This is a genomic window from Metapseudomonas resinovorans DSM 21078 (genome assembly GCF_000423545.1).
Lineage (GTDB): Bacteria > Pseudomonadota > Gammaproteobacteria > Pseudomonadales > Pseudomonadaceae > Metapseudomonas > Metapseudomonas resinovorans.
Genome location: NZ_AUIE01000001.1, coordinates 387705 through 400912, shown reverse-complemented (window position 1 = coordinate 400912; position 13208 = coordinate 387705). Strand labels below are relative to the sequence as shown.

Here is a 13208-nt window from a genome sequence, read left to right as displayed (position 1 = left end):
CAAAGGCCCGGCGTCAGCCTGTCCGCTGACCGGTGGTGTCAATGCAGGGTTTCGTCCGGAAGCGACTCGTCGTCGGCTTCGGCAATAACGGCTTCCGCTTCGTCGGCCTCATCGAGCAGCAGATCGTCGAAGTCGGTCTTCAGACCCTCTTCCATGGTGTCGAGCTCGGCCAGCAGGGAGCGGAAACTGGTTTCCACGCGCGGCTCGGCAAGCTGTTCGGCGTCCGCACGGGCCTGCAACCCTTCGGGCACTGGCGCATCGCCGTCGTCCAGCTCCAGCACCGGCTCGGGTTCCAGCTCACGCAGGGCGGCCAACGGCGGGAGCTCTTCCAGGCTCTTCAGGTTGAAGTGGTCGAGAAATGCGCGCGTGGTGGCGAACATGGCCGGTTTTCCGGGTACGTCGCGATAGCCGACCACCCGAATCCACTCCCGCTCCAACAGTGTCTTGACGATCTGGCTATTGACCGCAACACCGCGAATATCCTCGATTTCGCCACGGGTAATGGGCTGCCGATAGGCCACCAGGGCCAGGGTCTCCAGCATCGCGCGCGAGTAGCGCTGCGGCCGCTCCTCCCAGAGCCGGCCAACCCAGGGCGAGAAACGCTCGCGAATCTGCAGACGGTAGCCAGAGGCAACCTCGCGCAGTTCGAACGCACGTTTCTCGCAACTTTTGGCGAGGATGGCCAGGGCCGAACGGATCACCGACAGCTCGGGGCGCTCGGCCTCTTCGAAGAGTTCGGCCAGGCGCTCCAGCGACAGAGGCTTGCCGGACGCCAGGAGGAAAGCTTCCAGCAGCGACGCAAGTTCCTTGGGATCGTTGAGGTTCATCTACTCGGCTCGCGCCCGAACGTGAATGGGGGCAAATGGCTCATTCTGCACCAGTTCAACCAGCTGTTCCTTGATCAGCTCCAGCACCGCCATGAAGGTGACCACGACGCCAAGACGACCTTCCTCGACCGTGAACAGCACGACGAAAGGTACGAAAGCCCCGCCCTTGAGCTTTTCCAGCACCTCGCTCATACGTTCGCGGGTGGACAGCGCCTCACGGGTTACCTGGTGGCTTTCGAACATATCCGCGCGGCGCAACACCTCGGCCATGGACAGCAGGACCTCTTCCAGGGCGACATCAGGCAGCAGCTTGCGCGCTCGCGCGTCCGGTGCATCCACGCGCGGAACAATGAGGTCGCGCCCCACGCGAGGCAGTTGATCGATGCCTTCGGCAGCCGCCTTGAAGCGTTCGTACTCCTGGAGGCGGCGGATCAGCTCGGCGCGCGGATCGTCTTCTTCCTCTTCCGCCTCGTTCGAGCGCGGCAGCAGCATGCGCGACTTGATCTCGGCTAGCATGGCGGCCATGACCAGGTACTCGGCGGCCAGCTCCAGGCGTACCGACTTCATCAGCTCGACGTAGGCCATGTACTGGTGGGTGATGGCCGCGACCGGGATGTCGAGGATGTCAATGTTCTGCTTGCGGATCAGGTACAGCAGCAGGTCGAGAGGGCCTTCGAAGGCCTCGAGGAAGACTTCCAGCGCATCCGGTGGGATATACAGGTCTTGCGGCAGCTCAGTCACCGCCTGGCCGTAGACCAGGGCGAAGGGCAGCTCCTGCTGGGCGCCCGCCTGGGGATCCGGCGACTCGTTTAGCGGCGTTTCGTGCATGTATTCCTCTCGTTGCTCGGCCGCTGCGCGCTGCTGCCCTCGGTTGAAGCCTATCGGGTAGGACCGGTCGGCGGGAAAGCGGGCAAATTAGCACCATGTGCCAGACTAAAAAAGTACAACGCAGCGCCCTTGGTCAGGTCTGGAGCGAAACGCCCAAGGAGGTTCCGATGAAACTGTTCGCCCTGATTTTCAGTACCGTCCTCTTGTTCGTCTGCCTCGGCCTGGTGCCGGTTACAACAGCGCAGGCGGGCATGATCGGCACCGATGAAGCCATCGCGACCCAACAGCAATCCGGTGATCACGACAGGATCGACGCCTTCCTCAGTCAATCCGAGGTTCAGGATCAGATGCGCGCCATGGGCGTGGATGCCGCCACGGCACGCACGCGGGCACAGGCCCTGACCCATGAGGAAGCCGCCCAGCTTGCGCAAAAAATGAACGCAGCACCTGCGGGTGGGAACATCAGCAGTACTGACTTCATCATCATCCTGCTGGTGATAATCCTGGTGGCGATCCTGCTTTGAGCGGGGAGCTCAGTCCTCGTCGAGGAAAGGCTGCGGGTCGCCGCAGCCCACGCGCACCACCTCGGGCTCGCCTTCTGAGAGGTTGATCACGGTGGACGCAGCCATGCCGCCGTGACCGCCGTCGATGATCAGGTCGACCTGATGTTCGAGAATCTGGCGCATCTCGTAGGGGTCGCTCATCGGCAGTTCTTCACCCGGCAGGATCAGGCTGGTGCTCATCAGGGGCGCGCCCAGTTGCTCCAGCAACGCCAGGGCAATGGGGTGGTCCGGTACCCGCATGCCAATGGTGCGCCGTTTCGGGTGCATCAGCATGCGCGGAACTTCACGGGTGGCGCTAAGAATAAAAGTGTAAGGGCCGGGCGTATGCGCCTTGATCAGGCGGAACGCTGCGGTATCCACCTTGGCGAACAAACCGATCTCGGACAGATCGCGGCACACCAGGGTGAAATTGTGTTTCTCATCCAGGCGACGCAGTCGGCGAATACGTTCAACCGCGTTCTTGTCACCGATCAGGCATCCCAGAGCGTAAGACGAATCGGTGGGATAGACGATCACCCCGCCCGCCTTGACAATCTCCACCGCTTGCTTGATCAGGCGCGGCTGCGGATTCTCCGGATGTATCTGGAAAAATTGACTCACGACATCTCCCTGTTCAGAGGGCAGCAATAGGGCTGTATGCATGGCGGAAGCGCCCCCAGATCGGCGGCAGATCATCCGGCAAGGGTCGGTACATGCCCAGCTCCGACCAATCGCAGGGTGCATGGAAGTCACTACCGGCACTGACCAGCATGCCGAATTCTCGCGCCAGTATGGCCAGGCTTCCCACCTGGTCCGCTGGCTGCAGGCCGTTCACCACTTCCAACGCGTGACCGCCGGCCTGGATGAAATCCGCCACCAGCTTGCGCCGCTTGGTGCCGGTGAAGTTGTACTGCCACGGGTGCGCCAGGCTGATCCAGGCACCCGCGGTGCGCAGGGTTCCCACCGCATCGGCCAGGGTTGGCCAGTGCTGCTTCACATCGCCCAGCTTGCCGGCCCCTAACCATTTGCGAAACGCCTCGGCACGGTCGCGCACGTGGCCATTGCGGACCAGGAACTCCGCAAAATGCGGGCGTGCCGGTGCGTTGCCGCTATCACCCAACTCCTGCTGCACCGCCCTGGCACCCTCCAGGGCACCCGGCATGCCTTTGGCGGCCAGGCGACGGGCGATTTCCTCGGCCCGCGACCAGCGGCCGCGATGGAGGTCCGCAATGGCCTCCAGCAACGCAGGGGCATCGGCAGCGAAGGCGTAGCCCAACACATGGATGGTGGCGCCACCCCAGGTGCAGGACAGTTCGATACCGTTGATCAGCTGCATATCCAGCGCTACGGCTGCTTTGCGAGCCTCGTCCAGGCCTTCGAGGGTGTCGTGGTCGGTCAACGCGAGCAGGCGCACGCCCTGCTCGTGAGCGCGGGCGACGAGGGCCGCGGGCGCCAGAGCACCGTCAGAGGCCGTACTGTGGCAATGCAGGTCGATCTGCATGGGGTCTGCTTTCGCTAGGGGATTGGTTTGTTATTATGCCGCCACATCCCGCTTCTGGCTGCCGCCGTGAAACAATTCATCGACTTCATCCCGCTTATCCTCTTCTTCGTCGTCTACAAACTGGAACCACGCGCCATCGAGCTGGCCGGGCATACCTATATGCTAGGCGGAATTTTCAGCGCTACCGCGGTTCTGATCATCAGCTCGGTTATCGTCTACGGCGCGATCTTCCTGCACCAGCGCCGCCTTGAGAAAGGCCAGTGGCTGACGTTGGCGGCCTGCCTGGTATTCGGTGGCATGACGCTGGCCTTCCACAGCGAAACCTTCCTCAAATGGAAGGCGCCCGTGGTGAACTGGCTCTTCGCCCTGGCGTTCGCCGGCAGTCACTTCATTGGCGACAAGCCCCTGATCCAGCGCGTGATGGGCCATGCCCTGAGCCTTCCGCAGGTCATCTGGGTGCGCCTGAACCTTGCCTGGATCGCATTCTTCCTGGTCTGCGGCTGCGCCAACCTCTTCGTAGCCTTCACCTTCCACGAGTTCTGGGTGGACTTCAAAGTCTTCGGCAGCCTCGGCATGACCGTGCTCTTCCTGGTCGGCCAGGGTGTCTACCTGGCTCGCCACCTTCACGACGGCGAAACCGAAAAACCCCAATAATAAGGATTGTCATGCTCTACGCCATCATCGCCACCGACGTTGCCGATTCCCTGGAAAACCGTCTCGCTGCCCGCCCTGCGCACCTCGCGCGCCTGGAGCAGTTGAAGGCCGAAGGCCGCATCGTGCTGGCCGGCCCGCACCCGGCAGTAGACAGCGTTGACCCGGGCAGCGCGGGTTTCACCGGCAGCCTGATCGTTGCCGAGTTCGACTCCCTCGAGGCCGCCAAGGCCTGGGCCGACGCCGATCCCTACCGCGCCGCCGGCGTCTACGTCGACGTTGTGGTCAAACCTTTCAAGCAGGTCTTCCCCTAAGCCAATTCCCTTCAGCCGTTCCACGCCAGGAAAAAGGAGTTCCCATGCACGTCGGTCGATTGCCCCTGCTGTTTACCGCCGCGCTGCTCTGCAGCCTGGCCCTGGCTGAAGAACCCCAGCACGGGACGCCAGCGGAAGACGTTCTCCCCGTGCGTTCAGCGGCCCCGGCAGCACCGGCCGTCGCAAGCGACTCCCTGGTCGCCCAACTCGGCCAGCTCCAGCGCCAACTGGCCGAAAGCGAGCGTCAGCGCAACGAACTGAGCACCCAACTGGAAGCAGCCAGCGGCGAGCGGGAGAATGCCCAGCTCTCCCGCCTGCGTCAGGAGAACCAGCGCCTCAAGCTGCAACTCAAGGAAGCCCAGGCATCGCAATCGCCACGCCTTCTGACCGAACAGCAGACCTGGTTCGCAGTCGGCGGTGGCGTCGCCCTGCTCTCCCTGTTTGCTGGCCTGGCCGCCCGCGGTGGTCGCCGCCAGCGCCGTCAATGGATCAACTGAAGCGCACCATGAGTGAATTGCTGCTTATCGATGACGACCAGGAACTCTGCGAGCTCCTGATCAGCTGGCTCAGCCAGGAAGGCTTCAACGTCCGTGCCTGCCATGATGGCCAATCTGCGCGTGCGGCCCTGGCCGAGCACGCTCCATCTGCCGTGGTGCTCGACGTGATGTTGCCGGATGGCAGTGGCCTGGAACTGCTCAAGCAACTGCGCAGCGACCACCCGGAACTGCCGGTCCTCATGCTCTCCGCCCGTGGTGAGCCGCTGGACCGCATCCTCGGCCTGGAACTGGGCGCCGACGACTACCTGGCCAAGCCCTGCGACCCCCGCGAACTCACCGCCCGCCTGCGCGCCGTGCTGCGTCGCACCCAGCCGCCGCCGCAATCCAGCCAGCTTGAACTGGGCGACCTCTGCTACAGCCCGGTGCGCGGCATCGTCACCGTCGGCAATCACGAGATCAGCCTCACCCTTTCCGAAGGCCGCCTGCTCGAAGCCCTCTTGCACCAGCCCGGCGAACCGCTGGACAAGCAGCAACTGGCGCAACTCGCCCTGGGCCGCAAGCTGACCCTTTACGACCGAAGCCTGGACATGCACGTCAGCAACTTGCGCAAGAAACTCGGCCCCCATGCGGACGGCCGACCACGCATCCTGGCGCTGCGCAGCCGCGGCTACTACTACAGCGCCTGAGAGCCTGTTTACGATCTCGCAAGCTAGAGTCTGCTTTTAACGCAGCAGGGCCGACGCGCAGCAGATTGTGAGCAGGTTCTGCGTCTTTACCCAGGCTTTACTCACGGCTGACTGCCCTTGACCTTGCCATCCCTAGACTGGGCACATCCGGCAACTGGCCGGAATCGAGACTAGGAGAACCACCATGCGCAAGACCCTCATCGCCCTGCTGCTCGCCGCTACCCTGCCGACCCTGGCCATGGCCATGCCGGAAGGCGGCCCGCGCCATGAGCGCGGTTTCGGTGGCCACATGTTCAAGGAGTTGAACCTCACCCAGGAACAGCGCCATGAAATCGGCAAGCTGATGCGCGAGCAGATGAAGTCCCGCCACGACATCACCCAGCGCTACCTGGACAAACTGCCGGCTGCCGAGCGCAAAGCCATGCAGGAGGAGCTCAAGGCCGCCGAAACCAAGAACCGCGATGCCATCCGCGCCCAGCTCAAGCCCGAGCAGCAGAAAGCCTTCGACGATCTCCAGAAGAAGATGGAAGAGCGCCGCGCCGAACGCGCCGAGTTCGAAGCCTGGAAGGCGGAGAAGGACAAGAAGGCCCAGTAATCGCCAGGCGGCCCAGGCTGCCGGCACCCACCCTACGCCCATCAGGCCAGCCGGCCTGATGGGTTTTGCCGTTCAGGAGCTACACCGTGCGTTCACTCTTCTGGCGAATCCTGGCCACCCTCTGGCTGGCCCTGGCCCTGGTGGCTGGACTGTCCATCCTGCTGGGCCGCGCGCTGAACCAGGATGCCTGGATTCTCAGCCACCACCCGACTCTTCAGGGGTTGGCCGAGCGCCTGGTGCAACGCTACGAAGACCAAGGCCCGCAGGACACCCAGCGCTTTCTGGAACACTTTCGCCATCGCGCGCGAGTCGACGTGCAGATGCTCAACGACACTGGCCAGCCCGTGGTCGAAGGCACCTTTCCGCCTCGCGCCGCCGCCTTCGAAGCACGCCAGAAGAACCCGCGCCGCCTGCCGTGGCGCCGCTTGACCGAGGAGTACACAAGCCCCGTCAGCGGCGAGTCCTACCTGCTGATCTACCGCATCCCCTACCCGGAGCTGGACGCCTGGCACCGCGGCAGCCTGCTCTGGCCCTTCAGCGCCCTGGGCATTGCCCTGGTGGTGCTGACCCTGTTCAGCCTGGCCCTGACACTGTCTATCACCCGCCCCCTCGATCGGTTGCGCCGGGCCGTGCATGACCTCGGCCAGACCACCTACCAGCAGGACAGCCTATCCCGCCTGGCGCGACGAAGGGATGAGTTGGGCGTCCTGGCCGGCGACTTCAACCGCATGGGCCAGCGCCTGCAAGGGCTGATCGGCAGCCAGCGCCAGCTACTGCGGGATGTTTCTCACGAGCTGCGCTCTCCCCTGGCCCGCTTGCGTATCGCCCTGGCCCTGGCCGAGCGCGCCGAACCCCACCAGCGGGAAGCCCTCTGGCCGCGCCTGGGTCAGGAATGCGATCGCCTGGAAGCGCTGATTAGCGAAATCCTCGCCCTCGCGCGCCTGGACGCAGAGCCGGGCGCGCGTCACCCCATCGCCCTGAGAGCGTTGCTGGAGAAACTGAAGGAAGACGCCCGGCTGCTGGCGCCGGAGCAGGAGGTTCGCATCGACTGCATCGGCGAACCGCAACTGGAAGGCTGGCCCGACATGCTGGAGGGGGCGCTGGATAACCTGCTGCGCAATGCCCTGCGTTTCAATCCCCAGGGGCAGCCGGTGGAAGTGACGGTGAATGAAAAGGATGGCGCCTTGGTGATCAGGGTCCGCGACCACGGCCCCGGTGTAGCCGCCGAACATCTGGCGCGGCTGGGCGAACCCTTCTTCCGTGCGCCGAACCAATCTGGTGCCGGGCATGGCCTGGGGTTGGCCATTGCGCGCCGAGCCGTGGAGCGTCACGGTGGCAGCCTGCACCTGGGCAATCATCCCGAGGGCGGCTTCATCGCCACCCTGGAACTACCCGCTGCACTGAAGGCCTGATCAACCCCAGTTCTGGACGAAGTCAGCCGGAGCCAGCTCCGGCGCGGCGCGGCGCTCGCCCTCGACGCTGCCCAGGTAGAGAAAGCCGACTACCCGCTCATTTTCCGCCAGACCGAGTCCGTTGGCGACGGTGAGGTCGTAGGCCATATCGCCGGTCCGCCAGATGGCCCCCAGCCCCAGGGCGTGTGCGGCCAGCAGCATTCCGTGGGCAGCGCAACCGGCCGACAGCAATTGCTCCACCTCGGGCACCTTGTGACCCGCCTGCAGGGTCGCGACAACGACCACCATCAGCGGCGCCCGCAGCGGCATGTTGCGTGCTTTGGTGGTGGCTGCCTCCGGCGCTTGCGGGTCCTTGGCCAGCACGGCAGAGACGAACAGCTCACCGAGCTTCGCACGTCCCTCCCCCTCGATGGTGAGGAAGCGCCAGGGGCGCAGGTAACCGTGGTCAGGTGCGCGCAGGGCCGCACGGAACAGCACCTCACGCTGGGCGGCGTCCGGTGCCGGCTCGTGCAAGCGAGCCAGGGATACACGGTTGAGCAGAGCGTCGAGAGCCTCCATCGGCCACCTCCAGAATTCAGGGAGCCGGCATTCTAGCCGATAGCACGACTCAGTCTCGCAAGCATGCAAAGAGAACGCAGCGAGCAAGGTAGCGATCCAACGAGGAGATGATGGGAGTGGATCGTAGAAGGTAGGAGCGGAGCCATCTGCACATGCCTATCCTTTTCCTGGCCGGAAACGCGTGAGCCCCTCCAACCGGGCATTTCGCGGAGTTCGAAGGCCCAGTAGAATGCCCCGCTCGATTACTGCCCCAGAGGGCTCCATGTCCCTGTCGACATTGCGCACCATCGGTTTCATCATCGGCCTCTTCCTGATTACCCTGGCCGTGAGCATGGTCATCCCCATGCTGACCCTGCTGCTGTTCGAGCGCACCGATGACATCTTCGCCTTCCTCTGGTCAAGCCTGATCACCTTCGTCGCCGGCCTCGCGCTGGTAGGCCCGGGACGTCCCGAAAACAGCCACCTGCGCCCCCGTGACATGTACATGCTGACCACCGCGAGCTGGGTCATCGTCTGCTGCTTCGCTGCCCTGCCGATGGTGCTGATCCAGCACATCAGCTACACCGACTCCTTTTTCGAAACCATGTCCGGTATCACCACCACCGGTTCCACCGTGCTCACCGGCTTGGACACGGCCTCACCGGGGCTGTTGATCTGGCGCTCGATGCTGCACTGGCTGGGCGGCATCGGCTTCATCGGCATGGCCGTGGCCATCCTGCCGCTACTGCGTGTCGGCGGCATGCGCCTGTTCCAGACCGAATCCTCCGACTGGGGTGAGAAGGTGATGCCGCGCTCGCACATGGTGGCCAAGTTCATCGTGCTGACCTACCTGGGCCTGACGTTACTCGGCACCCTGGCGTTCTGGCTGGCCGGCATGACCCCATTCGATGCGGTCAACCACTCCATGGCCGCGATTTCTACCGGCGGCTTCTCCACATCGGATTCATCCCTGGCGAACTGGAAGCAACCCGCGGTGCACTGGGTAGCCGTCGCCGTGATGATCCTCGGCAGCCTGCCCTTCACCCTGTTCGTCGCGACACTGCGCGGAAATCGGAAGGCACTGCTACGCGACCATCAGGTGCATGGTTTCATTGGGTTCCTGGTGGTGTCATGGCTGCTTGTTGGCACCTGGCTCTGGGCGCACTCCGACAACAGCTGGCTCGACGCCGTGCGCATCGTCGCCGTGAACATCACCTCGGTGGTCACCACCACGGGCTTCGCACTGGGCGACTACACCCTGTGGGGCAGCTTCGCAGTGCTGCTGTTCTTCTACCTGACCTTCATCGGTGGCTGCTCCGGCTCTACCTCCGGCGGCCTGAAAATCTTCCGCTTCCAGGTGGCCTGGCAACTGCTCAAGGCCAACCTGCAACAACTCGTGCACCCTCGCGCGGTGATCAAGCAGCAGTACAACAACCACAACCTGGACGACGACATCGTCCGCTCGCTGATCACCTTTTCCTTCTTCTTCACCACTACCATCGCGGTGATTGCCCTTGGGCTTTGCCTGGTTGGCCTGGACTGGGTCACTGCCCTCACCGGCGCGGCCACCGCCGTGTGCAACGTCGGCCCGGGGCTGGGCCCGATCATCGGGCCGGCGGGCAATTTCTCCACCCTGCCCGATGCGGCCAAATGGCTGCTGACCATCGGCATGCTGCTCGGCCGGCTGGAAATCCTCACCGTGCTGGTGCTGTTCACGCCGGGGTTCTGGCGTCACTGAGGGTCGGCGCAGGCTATAGTCCAACGGGCGCCGGGTTTACAGGGCGCCGAGCCCGGTTAGAATTGCGCGTTTCGCCCTCCAGCCAGAAGCGGACCCCATGGCCCTGCCGACCCTTCGCATCATCGGCTTTCTCAACGGTATCTTCCTGATCACCCTCGCGGTCAGCATGGCCATTCCCGTGCTGACCCTGGTGGTCTACGAGCGCACCGAAGACATCAATGCCTTCGTCTGGTCGAGCCTGATGACCTTCATCGCCGGCCTGTCGCTGGTCATTCCAGGTCGCCCCGAGCAAGTCCACCTGCGCCCCCGGGACATGTACCTGCTGACGGTGTCGAGCTGGATCATCGTCGGCGCCTTCGCCGCGCTGCCCTTCCTGCTCACCCAGCACATCAGCTTCACCGACGCCTGGTTCGAGAGCATGTCCGGCATCACCGCCACCGGTGCCACGGTGCTGAGCGGCCTGGACAGCATGTCCCCGGGCATCCTCATCTGGCGTTCGCTGCTGCACTGGCTCGGCGGCATCGGCTTCATCGGCATGGCAGTGGCGATCCTGCCGCTTCTGCGTATCGGTGGCATGCGCCTGTTCCAGACCGAATCTTCCGACCGCTCAGACAAGGTCATGCCGCGCTCGCACATGGTGGCCAAGTACATCGTCGCCATCTATGTCGGCTTCACCCTGCTGGGTAGCCTGGCGTTCTGGGCAGCGGGCATGGGGTCGTTCGACGCGATCAACCATGCCATGTCGGCCATTGCCACCGGTGGTTTCTCCACCTCCGACCAGTCCCTGGCCAAGTGGCAACAACCGGCAGTGCACTGGGTGGCGGTGGTGGTGATGATCCTCGGCAGCCTGCCCTTCATGCTTTATGTGTCCGTGCTGCGCGGCAATCGCAAGGCGCTGATCAGGGATGAGCAAGTACAAGGTTTCATCGGCCTGCTGTTGGTCATCTGGTTGGTGCTGGGTACCTGGTACTGGCTGACCACCGAACTGCATTGGCTGGACGCGCTGCGCCATGTGGCGGTGAACACGACGTCCATCCTGACCACCACCGGTTTCGCACTGGGCGACTACAGCCTGTGGGGCAACTTCTCGCTGATGCTGTTCTTCTACCTGGGCTTCATCGGTGGCTGCTCGGGTTCCACCGCGGGCGGTATAAAGATTTTCCGCTTCCAGGTGGCCTACATCCTGCTCAAGGCCAACCTGACCCAACTGGTGCACCCGCGCGCGGTGATCAAGCAGACCTACAACGGCCACCGCCTCGATGAAGACATCGTCCGCTCGATCCTGACCTTCTCGTTCTTCTTCACCATCATCATCTGCGGCATCGCCCTGGGCCTGTCGCTGATGGGGCTGGACTGGATCACCTCGCTCACGGGCGCCGCCGCCACCGTATCGGGCGTGGGGCCAGGCCTGGGCGAAATCATCGGCCCGGCAGGCAACTTCTCGAGCCTGCCGGATGGCGCCAAGTGGCTGCTGACCCTGGGCATGCTGCTGGGTCGCCTGGAAATCCTCACCGTACTGGTGCTGCTGACGCCTTACTTCTGGCGGCACTGATCATTCAGCGACAGCGGTGGGCTGAAGCCCACCCGGACGTCATTCCAGGCGCGCGCGGAACTCTCCCGGAGTGCTGTCGAACCAGCGACGGAAGGCGCGGAAGAAGTTGCTCGGATCGGCGAACCCCAGCAGGTAGGCGATCTCCAGCAGCGTCAGGTTCGGTTGCGCCAGATACTGCTCCGCCAGCTCACGACGCGTATCGTCCAGCAGTTGCTGGAAGCTCACCCCTTCTTCCTGCAAACGCCGCTGCAGGGTGCGCTGGGACAGGTGCATCAGGCTGGCCACCACTTCACGCTTGGGTTCGCCCTGCGGCAATAGACGGCAGAGCACCTGGCGCACCTGGTGCGTGACACGGGTGCCGGAGAAGCGCGCCAGGTAGTCGCCGGCGAAGCGGTCGTGCAACTGCGCCAGGGATTCGTTGGCGGTGGGCAGCGGGGTTTCCATATCGCCACGGCTGAACAACAGGGCGCAGTGCTCGGTATTAAAGCGCAGCGGCGCCTGGAACACCTGGCGGTAGGGCTCCAGGTCCGCCGGTGCCGGTCCCTGGAAGCGGATCTCCAGCGGGTTGATCGGCCGGCCGGTCATCCAGCGGCAGAATGCCAGGCAATAAGCCATGGAAGCCTCCGCACTCTGCCGGGCCGGCGGTAGGCGGTCACCATGGATCGACAAGCGCAGCTCATAGCCTTCGCGCGTCGCGCAGAAGCTGAGGTCGGCGCCTTCGGCAATGATCCGCTGGTAGCGCACCAACCGGGTAAAGCCCTCCTTGAGGGTGCGGCTGGACATCAGCGCATAGCCCACAACATGGAAGGAAGCCGGACGAACCACCTTGGCCATATTCAGGCCAATGGCCGGATTGCCGGACAGCTCGACAGCCCGGAGCCAGAGACGGGTCATGCCGTCCTGAGGGAAACGGGCGTCGGGATCGTTCAGGGCCTGGTAATCGAGACCGAGTTCGGGAAACAGATTGAGGCAGTCCACTCCACCCATTTCCAGGGCCTGGACTATCCCCAGGGCCCAACTCGAAGAAGTCGTGCGTTCGCTCATGGCGCCTTCTTGTTCTGAAGTTCAAGACAGCCACCCGCAGGGCGGCGTGCCGGCAAGGATACTAAAGTGGCGCTCATTGTCACTGGCCCACGAAGACACCCGTCCTACACTGCTCCAGACAACAAGAACCTGGAGCCGCCGTCATGCCCACTGAGTCAGTACACCGCTTTCAAAGCTTCGCCGAGTTTTACCCTTACTACCTGCAGGAGCACAGCAACGACACCTGTCGCCGCCTCCACTATGTAGGCAGCCTGCTGGTGCTGAGCATCCTCGGTTACGCGCTGGTCACCCAGCAGTGGCTTTGGCTGCTGGCCATTCCCTTCGCCGGTTACGGCTTCGCCTGGGTCGGCCATTTCGTTTTCGAAAAGAACAAACCGGCCACCTTCAAGTACCCGTTCTACAGCTTCATGGGTGACTGGGTGATGCTCAAGGATGCCCTGACCGGCCGCATCCGCTTCTGAGCCCCGGAGTCTGACGGGGTCGG

The 13208-nt window shown here is 63.8% G+C and carries 16 protein-coding genes; 10 read left to right on the top strand and 6 right to left on the bottom strand.

The window, feature by feature from the left end; genetic code table 11:
* Nucleotides 1-38 precede the first annotated feature (38 nt).
* The gene (gene scpB, locus G559_RS0101845) at nt 39-827 is read right to left on the bottom strand and encodes an SMC-Scp complex subunit ScpB (protein ID WP_028626614.1); all 789 of its coding nucleotides are present in this window, start codon (nt 825-827) and stop codon (nt 39-41) included.
* On the bottom strand, nt 828-1655 hold the full coding sequence (locus tag G559_RS0101840) for a segregation and condensation protein A (RefSeq protein WP_028626613.1): 828 nt from the start codon (nt 1653-1655) through the stop codon (nt 828-830).
* A 167-nt stretch (nt 1656-1822) separates the two neighbouring features.
* On the opposite strand from G559_RS0101840, the gene G559_RS0101835 reads away from it, so the two are divergent.
* The gene (locus G559_RS0101835; protein ID WP_028626612.1) at nt 1823-2179 is read left to right on the top strand and encodes a PA2779 family protein; all 357 of its coding nucleotides are present in this window, start codon (nt 1823-1825) and stop codon (nt 2177-2179) included.
* Nucleotides 2180-2188: 9 nt separating this feature from the next.
* Here G559_RS0101835 and G559_RS0101830 read toward each other — a convergent pair whose 3' ends face one another.
* Together G559_RS0101830 and G559_RS0101825 are read right to left on the bottom strand one after the other, a co-directional pair.
* Entirely contained in the window at nt 2189-2818 is a 630-nt protein-coding gene (locus tag G559_RS0101830) for an L-threonylcarbamoyladenylate synthase (protein WP_028626611.1), read from the bottom strand.
* Between the two features lie 13 nt (nt 2819-2831).
* Nucleotides 2832-3698, bottom strand: a complete 867-nt coding sequence (locus G559_RS0101825) for a PHP domain-containing protein (RefSeq protein WP_028626610.1) — start codon at nt 3696-3698, stop codon at nt 2832-2834.
* A 66-nt stretch (nt 3699-3764) separates the two neighbouring features.
* Here G559_RS0101825 and G559_RS0101820 point away from each other — a divergent pair, with 66 nt between their 5' ends.
* The 6 genes from G559_RS0101820 (at nt 3765) to G559_RS0101795 (ending at nt 7853) form a co-directional block, all read left to right on the top strand.
* Complete coding sequence (locus tag G559_RS0101820; protein ID WP_028626609.1) at nt 3765-4352, top strand: septation protein A; 588 nt, start codon at nt 3765-3767, stop codon at nt 4350-4352.
* 11 nt (nt 4353-4363) lie between these two features.
* On the top strand, nt 4364-4663 hold the full coding sequence (locus G559_RS0101815) for a YciI family protein (protein WP_028626608.1): 300 nt from the start codon (nt 4364-4366) through the stop codon (nt 4661-4663).
* Nucleotides 4664-4707: 44 nt separating this feature from the next.
* Complete coding sequence (locus G559_RS0101810) at nt 4708-5160, top strand: hypothetical protein (protein WP_028626607.1); 453 nt, start codon at nt 4708-4710, stop codon at nt 5158-5160.
* 8 nt (nt 5161-5168) lie between these two features.
* On the top strand, nt 5169-5846 hold the full coding sequence (locus G559_RS0101805) for a response regulator transcription factor (protein ID WP_028626606.1): 678 nt from the start codon (nt 5169-5171) through the stop codon (nt 5844-5846).
* A 184-nt stretch (nt 5847-6030) separates the two neighbouring features.
* Entirely contained in the window at nt 6031-6441 is a 411-nt protein-coding gene (locus G559_RS0101800; protein ID WP_028626605.1) for a Spy/CpxP family protein refolding chaperone, read from the top strand.
* Between the two features lie 86 nt (nt 6442-6527).
* Nucleotides 6528-7853, top strand: a complete 1326-nt coding sequence (locus G559_RS0101795; RefSeq protein WP_028626604.1) for a sensor histidine kinase — start codon at nt 6528-6530, stop codon at nt 7851-7853.
* Here the strand turns inward: G559_RS0101795 and G559_RS0101790 are convergent, their stop codons facing one another.
* Nucleotides 7854-8411 (bottom strand): nitroreductase family protein, encoded by a 558-nt coding sequence (locus G559_RS0101790; protein WP_028626603.1) that lies wholly within the window; start codon nt 8409-8411, stop codon nt 7854-7856.
* A gap of 262 nt (nt 8412-8673) precedes the next feature.
* On the opposite strand from G559_RS0101790, the gene G559_RS0101785 reads away from it, so the two are divergent.
* The gene (locus G559_RS0101785) at nt 8674-10128 is read left to right on the top strand and encodes a TrkH family potassium uptake protein (protein ID WP_028626602.1); all 1455 of its coding nucleotides are present in this window, start codon (nt 8674-8676) and stop codon (nt 10126-10128) included.
* Nucleotides 10129-10225: 97 nt separating this feature from the next.
* A complete protein-coding gene (locus G559_RS0101780) occupies nt 10226-11680 on the top strand; it encodes a TrkH family potassium uptake protein (RefSeq protein ID WP_028626601.1) in 1455 nt (484 codons plus the stop codon).
* Nucleotides 11681-11719: 39 nt separating this feature from the next.
* On the opposite strand, the gene G559_RS0101775 is transcribed toward G559_RS0101780, so the two are convergent.
* On the bottom strand, nt 11720-12724 hold the full coding sequence (locus G559_RS0101775) for an AraC family transcriptional regulator (RefSeq protein WP_028626600.1): 1005 nt from the start codon (nt 12722-12724) through the stop codon (nt 11720-11722).
* 143 nt (nt 12725-12867) lie between these two features.
* On the opposite strand from G559_RS0101775, the gene G559_RS0101770 reads away from it, so the two are divergent.
* Nucleotides 12868-13185 (top strand): Mpo1-like protein, encoded by a 318-nt coding sequence (locus G559_RS0101770; protein ID WP_028626599.1) that lies wholly within the window; start codon nt 12868-12870, stop codon nt 13183-13185.
* Nucleotides 13186-13208 lie beyond the last annotated feature (23 nt).